This is a genomic window from Longimicrobium sp., assembly GCF_036388275.1.
Lineage (GTDB): Bacteria > Gemmatimonadota > Gemmatimonadetes > Longimicrobiales > Longimicrobiaceae > Longimicrobium.
This window is the reverse complement of sequence record NZ_DASVSF010000107.1, coordinates 26,415-38,708: the sequence shown is the minus strand read 5'-3', so window position 1 is coordinate 38,708 and position 12,294 is coordinate 26,415. Positions and strand designations below refer to the sequence as shown.

The 12,294-nt window shown below is 69.8% G+C and carries 10 protein-coding genes; all 10 read right to left on the bottom strand.

Annotated features, from left to right (window positions below):
- Positions 1 to 2 precede the first annotated feature (2 nt).
- On the bottom strand, positions 3 to 1,226 hold the full coding sequence (locus VF632_RS23555; RefSeq protein WP_331025387.1) for a bifunctional 3,4-dihydroxy-2-butanone-4-phosphate synthase/GTP cyclohydrolase II: 1,224 nt from the start codon (positions 1,224 to 1,226) through the stop codon (positions 3 to 5).
- A gap of 40 nt (positions 1,227 to 1,266) precedes the next feature.
- Complete coding sequence (gene bla / locus VF632_RS23550; RefSeq protein ID WP_331025386.1) at positions 1,267 to 2,319, bottom strand: class A beta-lactamase; 1,053 nt, start codon at positions 2,317 to 2,319, stop codon at positions 1,267 to 1,269.
- The gene (locus VF632_RS23545) at positions 2,304 to 2,960 is read right to left on the bottom strand and encodes a riboflavin synthase (protein WP_331025385.1); all 657 of its coding nucleotides are present in this window, start codon (positions 2,958 to 2,960) and stop codon (positions 2,304 to 2,306) included. Before VF632_RS23545 ends, bla begins: the two co-directional genes overlap by 16 nt.
- Positions 2,961 to 3,689: 729 nt before the next feature.
- The gene (ribD, locus tag VF632_RS23540) at positions 3,690 to 4,781 is read right to left on the bottom strand and encodes a bifunctional diaminohydroxyphosphoribosylaminopyrimidine deaminase/5-amino-6-(5-phosphoribosylamino)uracil reductase RibD (protein WP_331025384.1); all 1,092 of its coding nucleotides are present in this window, start codon (positions 4,779 to 4,781) and stop codon (positions 3,690 to 3,692) included.
- A gap of 312 nt (positions 4,782 to 5,093) precedes the next feature.
- Positions 5,094 to 6,143 (bottom strand): hypothetical protein, encoded by a 1,050-nt coding sequence (locus VF632_RS23535; RefSeq protein ID WP_331025383.1) that lies wholly within the window; start codon positions 6,141 to 6,143, stop codon positions 5,094 to 5,096.
- 10 nt (positions 6,144 to 6,153) lie between these two features.
- On the bottom strand, positions 6,154 to 7,191 hold the full coding sequence (purM, locus tag VF632_RS23530) for a phosphoribosylformylglycinamidine cyclo-ligase (RefSeq protein WP_331025382.1): 1,038 nt from the start codon (positions 7,189 to 7,191) through the stop codon (positions 6,154 to 6,156).
- Positions 7,184 to 8,107, bottom strand: a complete 924-nt coding sequence (locus VF632_RS23525) for a PfkB family carbohydrate kinase (RefSeq protein ID WP_331025381.1) — start codon at positions 8,105 to 8,107, stop codon at positions 7,184 to 7,186. The genes purM and VF632_RS23525 overlap by 8 nt, the downstream gene beginning before the upstream one ends.
- A 551-nt stretch (positions 8,108 to 8,658) precedes the next feature.
- Positions 8,659 to 10,356 (bottom strand): arginine--tRNA ligase, encoded by a 1,698-nt coding sequence (gene argS / locus VF632_RS23520; RefSeq protein ID WP_331025380.1) that lies wholly within the window; start codon positions 10,354 to 10,356, stop codon positions 8,659 to 8,661.
- Positions 10,357 to 10,677, bottom strand: a complete 321-nt coding sequence (locus tag VF632_RS23515; RefSeq protein WP_331025379.1) for an FmdB family zinc ribbon protein — start codon at positions 10,675 to 10,677, stop codon at positions 10,357 to 10,359.
- 724 nt (positions 10,678 to 11,401) lie between these two features.
- Entirely contained in the window at positions 11,402 to 12,229 is an 828-nt protein-coding gene (locus VF632_RS23510) for a M48 family metallopeptidase (RefSeq protein WP_331025378.1), read from the bottom strand.
- Between the last annotated feature and the right edge of the window lie 65 nt (positions 12,230 to 12,294).

Below are 12,294 nucleotides of genomic sequence, written 5' to 3'. Positions count from 1 at the left end.
TTCTATGCCGCGTCCTCGCCTTCGAGCGAGAACAGGTGCCCCATCCGGTCGCGCTTGGTGCGCAGGTAGCCGCTGTTGTGCGGGTTGGGCTCCACCGACAGCGGAACCTGCTCCGACACGGACAGCCCGTAGCCGTCCAGCCCCACGATCTTCTTGGGGTTGTTCGTCAGAATGCGCACGCACTGCAGCCCCAGGTCCAGCAGGATCTGCGCGCCGATGCCGTAGTCGCGCAGGTCGGCGCGGAAGCCCAGCGCCTCGTTGGCTTCCACCGTGTCCATCCCCTGGTCCTGCAGGTTGTAGGCGCGAAGCTTGTGCACCAGCCCAATGCCGCGCCCCTCCTGCCGCAGGTACACGATCACTCCGCGTCCCTCGGCGTCGATCTGCCGCATGGCCGCTTCCAGCTGCTCGCCGCAGTCGCAGCGCATGGAGTGGAACACGTCACCCGTCAGACACTCGGAGTGCATGCGGACCATCACGCGGTCCTGCCCCTGCACCTCGCCCTTGACCATCCCCACGTGCTCGTGCTGGTCCACGTCGTTGCGGTAGGCGATGATCCGCCAGTCGCCCGTGGGCGTGGGGATCACGGCCTCCGCCTCGCGGTGCACCAGGCGTTCGCGCTTCAGCCGGTAGGCCACGATCTGCGCGACGGTGATGAACTTCAGCCCGTGGCGCGCGGCGAACTCCTCCAGCTGCGGACGGCGCGCCATGGTGCCGTCTTCGTTCAGGATCTCGCAGATCACGCCGGCGGGCTCCAGGCCCGCCAGGCGCGCCAGGTCCACCGACGCTTCCGTCTGCCCCACGCGCCGCAGCACGCCGCCGGCGCGGGCGCGCAGCGGAAAGACATGGCCCGGACGGCGCAGGTCTCCCGGCTTGGTCGCCGGGTCCAGGCACACCTGGATGGTCTTGGCCCGGTCCCACGCGCTGATGCCCGTGGTGACGCCGAAGCGATGGGCGGCATCGATGGACACCGTGAACGCCGTCTGCAGCGCCTCGGTGTTGTGCTCGCTCATCGGCTTCAGGTCCAGCTCGTCGGCGCGCTCGGCGGTGAGCGCCAAGCAGATCAGCCCGCGGCCGTGCGTGGCCATGAAGTTGATGATCTCGGGCGTAACGGCCGAGGCCGCGCAGACGAGGTCGCCCTCGTTCTCGCGGTCCTCGTCGTCGGCGACGATCACCATCTTGCCGTCGCGGATGTCCCGCAGCGCTTCTTCTATCGTATCGAACGGCATCTCTCCCTCGCCGTCTGCAAGATCAAAAATATGGACTCCGCTATCGCGCGAAGTGGGCGTACACGGCCCGCGCCACCCGGGCGATGGTGCGCTCCTCGTCCGCGTTGGTGCGCGTCGACATCTTCACCATCACCGCTAGCGCCACGTGCGACCCGTCTGGCAGGGTGATCAGGCCGACGTCGTTGGTCGTGCGGCCGATGGTACCCGTCTTATCGGCCACCGTGGTCCCCGACGGCAGCAGCGCGCGGATGCGGCCGCGCCCGGTCGGCGAGCGCTCCATGGCATCCAGCAGAACGCGCTGGCTGGTGGCGGAAAGCCCGTCCCGACGCTGCACCTGCACGAGCAGCGCCGCGAACGCCGCGGGGGTAGACGTGTCGCGCGGATCGTCCCAGAACCGCGCGTGCGCCGCTTCCTTTTCCGCCGCGGGGACGGCGGCGATGCGACGATTGAACTCGGCCACGGTCCACTGGTCCGGCGGAGGAACGTCCTTTACGCCGTTGTACTGCCAGTGCACCTCGCCTTCGTAGCGGTCGATCCGCATGCCGTCGACGTTGCGCGACCGGACGTGCGCCATCACCGCCTGCGGGCCGCCCGCCAGCCGCATCAGGCGGTCGGCGGAGGTGTTGTCGCTGTACATCATCACCGACCGGATCATCGCGCCGACGGTCGCCTTGCCGCCCCCCGCGCCGACCGAATCGGCGATCTGGCTGGGGCCGATGCGGAAGTCGGACGGCATCACGTCGACCGAATCGTCCAGCGAGATGCGGCCGCTGTCCACCTGGGTCAGGACGGCGAGCACGATGGGGAGCTTGTACGTGCTCGCCATCGGGAACGCTTCCGCCGGCAGGTGCTCCACGCGCCGCCCCGTCTCCACGTGCACCGCGACGATCCCCACGCTGCCGCCGGACGAGGCGACGATCGCGGCCAGGCTGTCGATGGTCTCCGCGGCGGGCGCACTCGGTGCCGGTGCTGCGGTATCCGCCACGGCCTGCGTGCTCTCCGGCGCCGCGGCGTCCGCCCGTGGCGCGGGCGCATCGCACGCCGCGGCCGCGAGCACGAGGGCGAGCAGCCGCGCGGTCACTGGTACCCCCACGCGCGCAGAACGTGCTCGCGGGCCGCGCCGCCGGGTTCGCCACCGCGCACGGGGGCGCCCAGAAGGTTGCGCACGAACTTGCCGATCATGTCGCCCTCCACGTTCACCGCATCCCCGACCTTCAAGTCGCTGATGGAGGTGTGATCCCAGGTGAACGGGATGATGGATACCTGGCAGACGCCCGGTTCCGGCAGGTCGTTTACCGTCAGGCTGATGCCGTTGAGCGTGATGGACCCGTGCAGCACCGTCACGCCGACCACTTCCTCGGGCAGCTTGAAGTCGATCAGCACCAGCTCTTCGCGCGGCTCGATGCGCGTCACCCTGCCGACGCCGTCCACGTGCCCCGCGACCAGGTGCCCGCCCAACCGCGCCCCGAACGCCAGCGCGCGCTCCAGGTTCACGCGGCGCCCCGGCCGGAAGCCGCCGAACGTCGTGCGCTCCAGCGTGGTGCCGATGGCCTGCACGGTGAAGCCGTCATCGCTGAACGACGTCACCGTCAGGCAGGCGCCCTCGATGGCGACGCTGTCGCCCAGGCCCATGGCGTCCAGTACGGTGCTGGCGTGCACGGTGAAGATCACGCCGTTGCCCTCGGGCTCCACGGCGGCGACGGTGCCGACTTCTTCTACGATGCCCGTGAACAAGGCGATCCGGTTTCGTGCGATGTGACGACGCCCGCGCCATCATCGGCGCGGGCGCAAACTTACGCTCTTAGCACGGCGCTGGCGAGGGGCCGATCTCACCCTCTGTCATCCAGAGGCGCGGGGCCGATCTCACCCTCTGTCATCCAGAGGCGCGAGCGCACCGAACCGGCCCGCACTCCACCCTCCGGGCGCCGTCGGATCTAGCTGAGGATGCCTCGATGCTGGGGCGCGGCAGCGGTCACGGAGGCCGAGGCCTCCGCCTCCGTGGGGCCCTCACCCGTCCTCGCTTATGCTCGTCCACCCTCTCCCACAAACAGCGTGGGAGAGGGGGTACACACCAGGTGGGTGCGCATCCAAATCATTGGTGCGCAACCCTCTGTCATCCAGAGGCGCGAGGGCACCGAACCGGCCCGTAATCCGACCTCCGCGCGCCGTGGGATCTAGCCGAGGACACCTTGATGCTGGGGCGCGGCAGCGGTCACCTTTGCCGAGGCCTCGGCTCTGCTGGGGCGGATGAATCCGCGGCAACGACGGCCCAAAGTCCGCCTTCGCGGACTGCTCCCGCCAGCCCAGTGCGTCCCGCTTGCCACGAGCACCCGGCTAGCTCCCTTCCCCCGCGCAGTTTGCGGGGGAAGGGTTGGGGATGGGCCGCCGCGGATGCGCAGAACCCGGCCGAAACGGGTGTGAAGTTCTCCCGCCGGCGCACAGCCGTGCCGTCGCAACGGCGAGTTACCGCGCCAGTGTGACCATCGTATCGGATCCGAACTCCCGCGTCTCAATTGGGCGCCAGCGCACCGCGTCGCCGAGCGGCGGGCTGGAGATGCCGCCGAACGGTGCCATCCCCTCGGGGCCGATGAGGACTGGCGCATAGAACAGGTACATGCGATCCACGACGTCTGCGGACAGCAGCGCGGAGGCGAGAACAGAGCCGCCTTCAACGAACATCGACCGCAGGCCGGCATCGCGGAGCGCACGCAGTTGCTCCGGAAGCGACTGCCCGATGACGATCTTTAAGCCAGCTTGCTCCAGCGCGCGCCGGCCGTCGTCCGCGGCGCCGGAGCCGGTGACGGCCCACGTGGGGACCTCACCGGCGGTGCGGACGAGAGTAGAATCAAGCGGCAGCCGCAGCGTGCGGTCGAACACGATGCGCGTAGGTGGGATGCGCGGCTTCAGGGGACCACGCACCGTCAGCTGCGGATCGTCCGCCAAGGCGGTGCCGATGCCGACTGCCACGGCGTCGTAGCCGGCGCGGAGGCGGTGCACCTCGGCTCGTGACTCTTCACCGGTGATCCAGACGGAGCGCCCGTCGCGGTCGGCGATGCGGGCGTCGAGCGACATCGCCAGCTTCAGCGCGATGAACGGGCGCTCGGCGCCGAGCGGCGAGTGGGCGTGGAAGAAGACGGCGTTCTGGTCGCGGACCGCCTGCTCCTCCACGCCACCGACCACGTCGATCTCCGCGGCGCGGAGCACGTCCGCGCCGCCGGACGCCTTGGGATTGGGATCGAACCCGCCGAAAACGACGCGCCGCACGCCGGCCGCGATCAGCGCGTCGGTGCACGGCGGTGTCTTTCCCCAGTGGCTGCACGGCTCCAGCGAGACGTAAGCCGTGGCGCCGCGCGCCTGCTCGCCCGCGGCGCGCAGAGCCTCGGGCTCGGCGTGGGGGCGGCCGTACTCCGTGTGCCATCCCTCGCCGACCGCTTCCCCGTCGCGCACGATCACGCAGCCGACCATCGGGTTCGGGGCCACCCTGCCCCACCCGTTCGCCGCGAGCGCGATCGCCCGCCGCATCCACCCGTGATCCTGCTCGCTGACTTCGGTCACGGCCCCCAAAACGAAGCCGGGGCGGGCTTGGCACCCGCCCCGGCACGATGATCAGCCAGTCCACGAAGGTGGACTTCGTGTGGTCGTTGCTGCGACTTCAGTCGCCCGTCACGGGGTCGGGTAACGGCCCCAGGGACGCGGCTCGGGGTTTCGTGCCGCTGCCGCGCCGCGGCTTGTTCGTGGCCTCGGCTAGATCCCACGGCCCTGCGACGGTTGTGCTACGTGCGAGTTTGGTGCGCTCGGGCCTCTGGATGACAGGCCGCGGGAGTGTGCGTCAGTTGCCGACGCGCCGCTCACGCACTCACGCACTTCCTACAGCGACAGCCGTATGCCCGCGCTGCCGTACCAGGTGCCTTCCTTCGGGTCGAAGTCGCTGGTGCTGGGGAAGTTGCCGATGGGATCGGCGCCCTGCATCCAGCCGATCTCGCCCACGATGGAGCCGAACAGCAGCGTGAACGATCCGTCCAGGAACGCCGACCAGCGGTCGTTGTCGACCTCGACGTCCTCGAAGCGGATGATCTGCTCCGTCGTCCCGGCGATCACCGGGCTGCGGAAGGCGAAATTGGCGTCGGTGTTGAACTTGTCGTAGCCCACGCCAGCGGTGAGCCCCAATCCAAGAAGCCGCTTGCTGATGGCGGCGCGGCCGCTGAGGTTGGTGAGTCCGAAGTTGATCTCGCCGAAGTCGCCCTCGCCCGCGCAGGTGCTGCGGTTTCCCCCCACGCTCACTTCGCTGCCCTCGCAGACGTCGCCGAACTGGATTTCGCCCAGGTTGCGGTACATCACCGACACCGAGATGCCGGGGGTGATGAACGACTCGCGCATCAGCCCCACGCGGGCACCGGCGCCCCACGAGAACGCATTGTCGCCGAAATCGTCGCCCGCCAACTCCAGCGGCAGCACCGTCACGCCGCCCAGCAGGTCGATGGCGCCGAATCCGCCGATCATCGGGGCGACGCTGAAGCCGTTCGTCAGGCCCAGGGAAACGTTGGCGCCCACCGCAGGCGCCGGCACGCGGAACTCGTCCACGTCCACGCTGCCGCCGCTGGACTGCACCTCACGGATGTCCGGAAGCCGCGCGGCCACCACGTTCACGCGCGCCGTCACGCTGAAGCGCGGAATCAGCCCCAGCCGCACGCCGCCCGTGCTGGCGGTGCCCAGGGTGGGGTTGCCGCCCGCCAGCAGGATGCCCAGCTGCGGCTGCGCCGCGTCCACGGCCTGCGCCACCGCCGCGCACCGGCTCTGCGCCTGGCTGTTCCCCGAAAACTCGTTGCAGACCGTCTCGATGTCGCCCTGCGCGGCCAGCGGGGCCGCGCTCACTACCAGCGCCGCGGCGATCGCGGCGCGCATGTTGTTCACCCGCATCCCATCCTCCTCAGCTCAGGACCACCGTGCCCGCGCCGGGGACGATCTCCCCGGCGATCCATGCCTGCTCCCCCGCGGCGGACAGCTCGCGCACGACGGCATCAGCCTCGTCCGCGGCAACCACCGCCACCATCCCCAAGCCCATGTTGAAGGCGCGGTACATCTCCATCTCCTCTACCCCGCCCTCCCGCTGCAGCACGCGGAAAAGGTTGGGCACCTGCCACGTCGAGCGATCGATGCGCGCGTCCAGCCCTTCCGGCAAGATGCGGGGCACGTTGTCCACCAGCCCCCCGCCGGTGATGTGCGCCAGGCCGCGGACCCGCCCCGCCTCGATCAGCGGATACAACGACTGGAGGTACGACTTGTGGACACGCAGCAGCACGTCGGCCACGCTGGCGTCCTCGCCGGGGAAGGGCGCATCCGCCCCGAGCCCCAGCCGGTCGAAGACGATGCGCCGCGCGAGCGAGTAGCCGTTGGTGTGCAGCCCGGTGGAGGCGAGCGCCACGACGGCGTCGCCCGCACGAATCGGCTTGCCGTCCAGAACGCGGTCTTCTTCGACCATCCCGACGATGGTACCCGCCAGGTCGTACTCGCCGGCCTGATACATGTCGGGCATCTCGGCCGTTTCGCCGCCCAGCAGCGCGCACCCGTTGTTCCGGCACCCGCGCGCTACGCCCGACACCAGCTCTTCCACCACCCCCGGCTCCAGCCGCCCCACGCCCACGTAGTCCAGAAAGAAGAGCGGACGGGCGCCCTGCACCAGGATGTCGTTGACGCAGTGGTTGACCAGGTCTTCGCCCACGGTGCCGTGGCGGCCCGTCGAGAACGCCACCTTGAGCTTGGTGCCCACGCCGTCGGTGGAGGCGACGAGCACGGGCTGCCGCGCGCCGCGGGGCACCCGGTACAGCCCGCCGAACGAACCCAGCTCCGAAAGCGTGTCCGCGGTGGCGGTGGAGCGGACGAGCGCCGCCACGCCCTTCATGGCCTGGTGGGCCGCGTCGATGTCGACGCCCGCGGCCGCGTACGACAGGCCGGGCTGGTCAGACACCGGCGCTCACGGGCAGCTCGAAGCCGGTCATCTCGCGGAAGTGCCGCACCCGCTCTTCGATCTCCTCGGCCGTGAGGTCCTTGAAGCGCTCCACCGAGAACTTTTCCACCGCGTACGAGCCCAGCACCGAGCCGTAGACCACGGCGCGGCGCAGGTCGGCGTCTTCCAGGCGGCCCGACTGGGCCAGGTGCGCCATGAAGCCGCCCGCGAAGGCGTCGCCGGCACCGGTGGGGTCGAACACGTCTTCCAGCGGGTAGCCGGGGGCGAAGAAGGTGCTGGTGGGGGTGAAGAGGATGGCCCCGTGCTCGCCCTTCTTGATGATCAGGTACCGCGGCCCGCGGTCCAGGATCCAGCGAGCGGCCTTGGACAGGTTGTGCTGGCCGGAAAGCTGGCGCGCCTCGCCGTCGTTCACCATCAGCAGGTCCACGCGGCCCAGCAGCTCCACCAGGCGCTGGCGCTTGATCTCGATCCACAGGTTCATGGTGTCGCAGGCCACGAACCGCGGCTTGCGCACCTGGTCCAGCACGCCGATCTGCAGCTCCGGGTCGATGTTGCCCAGGAACACCCACTCGGCGTCGCGGAACTGGTCGGGGATCTTGGGCGAGAAGTCGGCGAACACGCCCAGGCGCGTTTCCAGCGTTTCGCGCGAGTTCAGGTCGTGGCTGTAGACGCCCGACCAGCGGAAGCTTTCGCCCTTGGCGCGCTCCAGCCCGGCGAGGTCCACGTTGCGCTCGGACAGGAAGTTGAGCGCGTCCACGGGGTAGTCGTCACCGATGACGCCCACCAGCTGCACGGGGTGCAGCAGCGACGCGGCGGCCGAGAAGAAGGTTGCCGAGCCGCCCAGGGCGTCTTCGGCGCGGCCGAACGGGGTTTCGACGGTATCGAGCGCGACGCTGCCGACGACGAGAAGGGACATGGTCCTGGTGCGTAGAGGTGAGTGCGTATGTGTGCAGGGCCCTCGCGGGCCCGCGGTTTCGGTTGTTCCCCCTCCCCCGGCCCCTCCCCCGCAAACTGCGCGGGAGAGGGGGGAACTTCGATTGTGGGGCGACCGGCTGCCGGTGCATGCCGCGGCAGCCCCCTCCCCCCGGCCCCCTTCCCCCGCTTCGCAGGGGAGGGGGAGACCTAAACTGCGCTTCGGCCGGCTTCGCGCACTCGACTACGCGTGCAGTCCGCGAAGGCGGACTTCGTGACGTTCCAGCCGCGACTTCAGTCGCCCCAGCAGGGCCGAGGCCTCTGCTCGTGCTCGCCGCCGCACGCAGCCCCGAAGTGTACCCCCTCTCCCACGCTGTTTGTGGGAGAGGGTGGACGAGCCTAGGCGAGGACGGGTGAGGGCCCCACGGCAGCCGAGGCCCACGCTTCCGTGACCGCTGCCGCGCCCAGGCTTGTACGTTTCCGCGGCTAGATCCTTCGGCCTGCGACGTTGGTGCTGCGGGCCGGTTCGGTGCGCCTGGGCCTCAGGATGACAGGCTATGTCGTATCGGCTGCTTCGGCGCGATCCATCCGCTCCGGGGCGCTGATGCCCAGCACCGCCAAGCCGTTGCGCAGCACCACCTGCACCGCGCGCGCAAGCACCAGCCGCGCGCGCGACTGCTCGGGCGTCACCTCGGCGCCGATCACGCGGAGCGTGGCGTCGCGGTTGCCCGCGTGGTACCACGAGTTCACCGCGCCCGCCACTTCCTCCAGGTACGCGCAGATCGCGTGGGGCGTGTGCGCCTCGGCCGAAAGGTGCACCTCTTCCGGAAAGCGCAGCAGCAGCTTCGCCAGTTCCGCCTCGGAATCGTGCGTCAGCTTCGACAGGTCCGCCGACGTCGCGTCCAGCGTAGCCGGGTCTACCTCGGCGCGGCGGAAGATGGACCACATCCGCGCGTGGGCGTACTGGACCTTGTAGACCGGGTTGCGGTCCGACTGCTCCAAGGCCAGGTCCAGGTCGAACGTCAGCTGGGCCTCGGCGCGGCGCATCAAGAAGAAGTAGCGCGCCACGTCCACGCCCACCTCGTCGTACAGCTCGCGCATGGTCACGTAGTCGCCCGCGCGCTTGCTGAACTTCACCTCCTGGCCGCCGCGCATCACCAGCACCATCTGGTGTAGCACGTACTCGGGATAGCCCGCCGGCAGCCCCAGCGCCTGCAGCCCGGCGCGGACGCGGGCCGTCGTTCCGTGGTGGTCGGCGCCCTGCACGTTGATGGCGCGCTGGAAGCCGCGCTCCCACTTGCTGACGTGGTAGGCCACGTCCGGGAGGAAGTAGGTGGGATGGCCGGTGCTCTTGACCATCACCCGGTCCTTGTCGTCGCCGTACTCCGTGGTCCGCAGCCAGAGCGCGCCGTCCTTTTCGTAGACCAGCCCCGTCTCGCGCAGCCGCCGGATGGTGTCTTCCACCGCGCCGCCGCCGTACAGCGACGATTCCAGGAAGAAGGTGTCGAACTTCACCCGGAAGCCTTCGAGGTCGCGGTTCTGCTCCTCGCGCAGCACCTTCACGGCGTACCGCCGCATCTCGTCGAGCGCGTCGACGGAGTCGTCACCACGCCAGCGGTCTCCGTGCTCCGCCGCCAGCGACTGGGCGATCTCGCCCACGTATCCGCCGTGGTAGCCATCCTCCGGGAACGCCACGTCGTTGCCGACCGCCTGCTGGTAGCGCGCCCAGACGCTGCGGGCCAGCCGGGCGATCTGCTCGCCCGCGTCGTTGTAGTAGTACTCGCGCTCGACCGCCCACCCGTCCCAGGCCAGCAGCTCGGCTACCGCGTCGCCCATCGCGGCTTGGCGCCCGTGGCCGATATGCAGCGGGCCGGTGGGGTTGGCGGAAACGAACTCCACGTTCACCGGCTTCCCCTGCCCCGCGTTCGACCGGCCGTACGCGTCGCCCTCGCTGACGATGCGCACCAGGCCATCGCGCAGGTAGTCGCTGGAGAGGCGGAAGTTGATGAAGCCCGGCCCCGCCACCTCGGCCGAGCGGATGCCGGCGGCGGACGCGTCGATGCGGCCCACCAGCTCGTCGGCGATCTGGCGCGGCGCCTTGCGCAGCGGCTTGGCGAGCGTGAGCGCGACGTTGGTGGCCCAGTCGCCGTGCTCCGGGTTGCGCGGGCGCTCCAGGACGATGGCGCCCGGCTCGCTTACGCCCATCTCGCCCAGGGCGCGGGTGATTTCCCGCTGCAGCTTTTCTACCGGCATCTACTCGCTCTTGGGTGCCGGCTTGGGCTCGGCCTTGGGGGCCGCGGCGGCGGTATCGGCTGCCTTGGTCTCGGTGGACGGCTTGGTCTCGGCGGGCTTGGCGCCCCCGTCGCTCTCGGCGGCCTTCTTGTAGCCCTCGCCGCGCTGGTAATCAGTGATGTAGAAGCCGCTCCCCTTGAAGACGAGGCCCGCGCCCGCGGAAATGCGGCGCTGCGCCGGCTTGCCGCACGCCGGGCAATCGGCGATGGGCTCGTCAGACATCTTCTGGAACTTCTCGAAGTCGTTGCCGCACTCGGGGCAGCGATACTCGTACGTCGGCATGTATGGAACGCCTGTATTTCGGTCGCTTGTTCCTTTTCGTCACAAACCCGCATAAGGTAATCCCCGGGGACGGGTGCGGCAACGGAGGGACGTCCCCCAGGCGCGGGTTGCCCCTCCCGCACAAACTGCGTGCGGAGAGGGGAGAACTTCGACACGGCGGCGGAATGTCATCCCGATGGAGCGGCCCCGGTCAGCCTGCCCGAACACCATAGACCGCAGCGACTGAGGGATCCGCCACACAGCCGGGATGGCGCTCCGTCCTCGCGGACACACCTTGGTTCTGGGCGTGGGTGCGCTTCGACCGGCTGCCGGTGCACGCCTCGGTAGCCCCCTCTCCCCGGCCCTCTCCCCCGCTTCGCAGGGGAAAGGGAGAATTCGCTCGCGCTCCGGCAGGTGCGGCGCGCGCACTGTCATCCCGAAGGAGCGGCCCCGGTGAGCCTGCCCGTACACCATGGATCGCAGCGACTGAGGGATCCGCCACATAGCCGGGGATCTGCTCGGGGATTCCGGCTGCCACGGGCCTGGTATTTGGCTTGTCGGCGGTCCTTCGCGAAGCGCTAAAGTGCCCGGGCTTCCGCGGCGGTGGGGCCATGCGCGCAGTGTGTGGCGGATCCCTCAGTCGCTGCCGGCTGTGGGGTGCAGTCAGGTGCCGGGTGGCCGCTTCTTCGGGATGACAACGCGCGTTCCCCAGGCGTTCACGGAAGCCCCGGGCCGGGGCTCACGTTCAGCGGCGTGCGCTGGTGCCCAGTTGCAGGACGCGCTGGCGGAAGGCCTGGTATTCAGGGGTGTCGTCCTTGAGGCCCTGCCGGTCCACGTTCAACGTGCGGATCATGGTGCGCGCGTTCTGCACCCGCTCCTGGCTTGTGGGGTGGCTGGCGAACCAGGTGTCGAGAAGCCCGGGCTCGCGCGCCTGCTGCTTGAGCAGGTCCTCGAAGAAGGTCGCCACGCCCTCCGGATCGTACCCCGCCGCGGGCAGGGTCTGCACAGCCCGCATGTCGGCTTCGCGCTCTGCCTCGCGGCCGTACTTGGCGAAGAGCGCCGAGCCTCCCGCCTGGATGGCCACCTGCTCCACCACGCCGGGCTCGCGGCCCAGCAGCACGTAGACGAGCGTCACCAGCGTGCCGGCGCCGCGCTGCTTCTTCATCTGCTCGATGCCGTGCCGCTCCGTCACGTGCGCGATCTCGTGCCCCAGCACGCCGGCGAACTCCGAGTGCTGGTCGGCCGTCTCGATCAGCCCGCGGTTGACGAAGATGTGGCCGCCCGGGATGGCGAAGGCGTTCACCTCGGGCGAATCCACCAGGTAGAAGGTGTACTCGCGCCCGGTGGAGTCGGCGCGCGCGACGAGCTCGTCGCCCATCCGGTTCAGGGTGGCGACGGCTGCGGGATCGGTGATCAGCGGCATCTCGGCCTTGACCTGGGCCGCGTACTCGGCGCCGAGTTCCGCCTCCTCGTCCAGGCCCACGTCTCCGCCGCAGGCCCCCAGCACCAGGAGCAGGGCGGTGCCGATAAGCCGGCGGGTCTGCGCGAGCGTGCGAGATGCTGCCCGAGTCACTATCGTCCCCCCGTGTGCGATCATGTTCGCCGGCAACGCGTTAGCGCGCTCACTTCATGATGCGC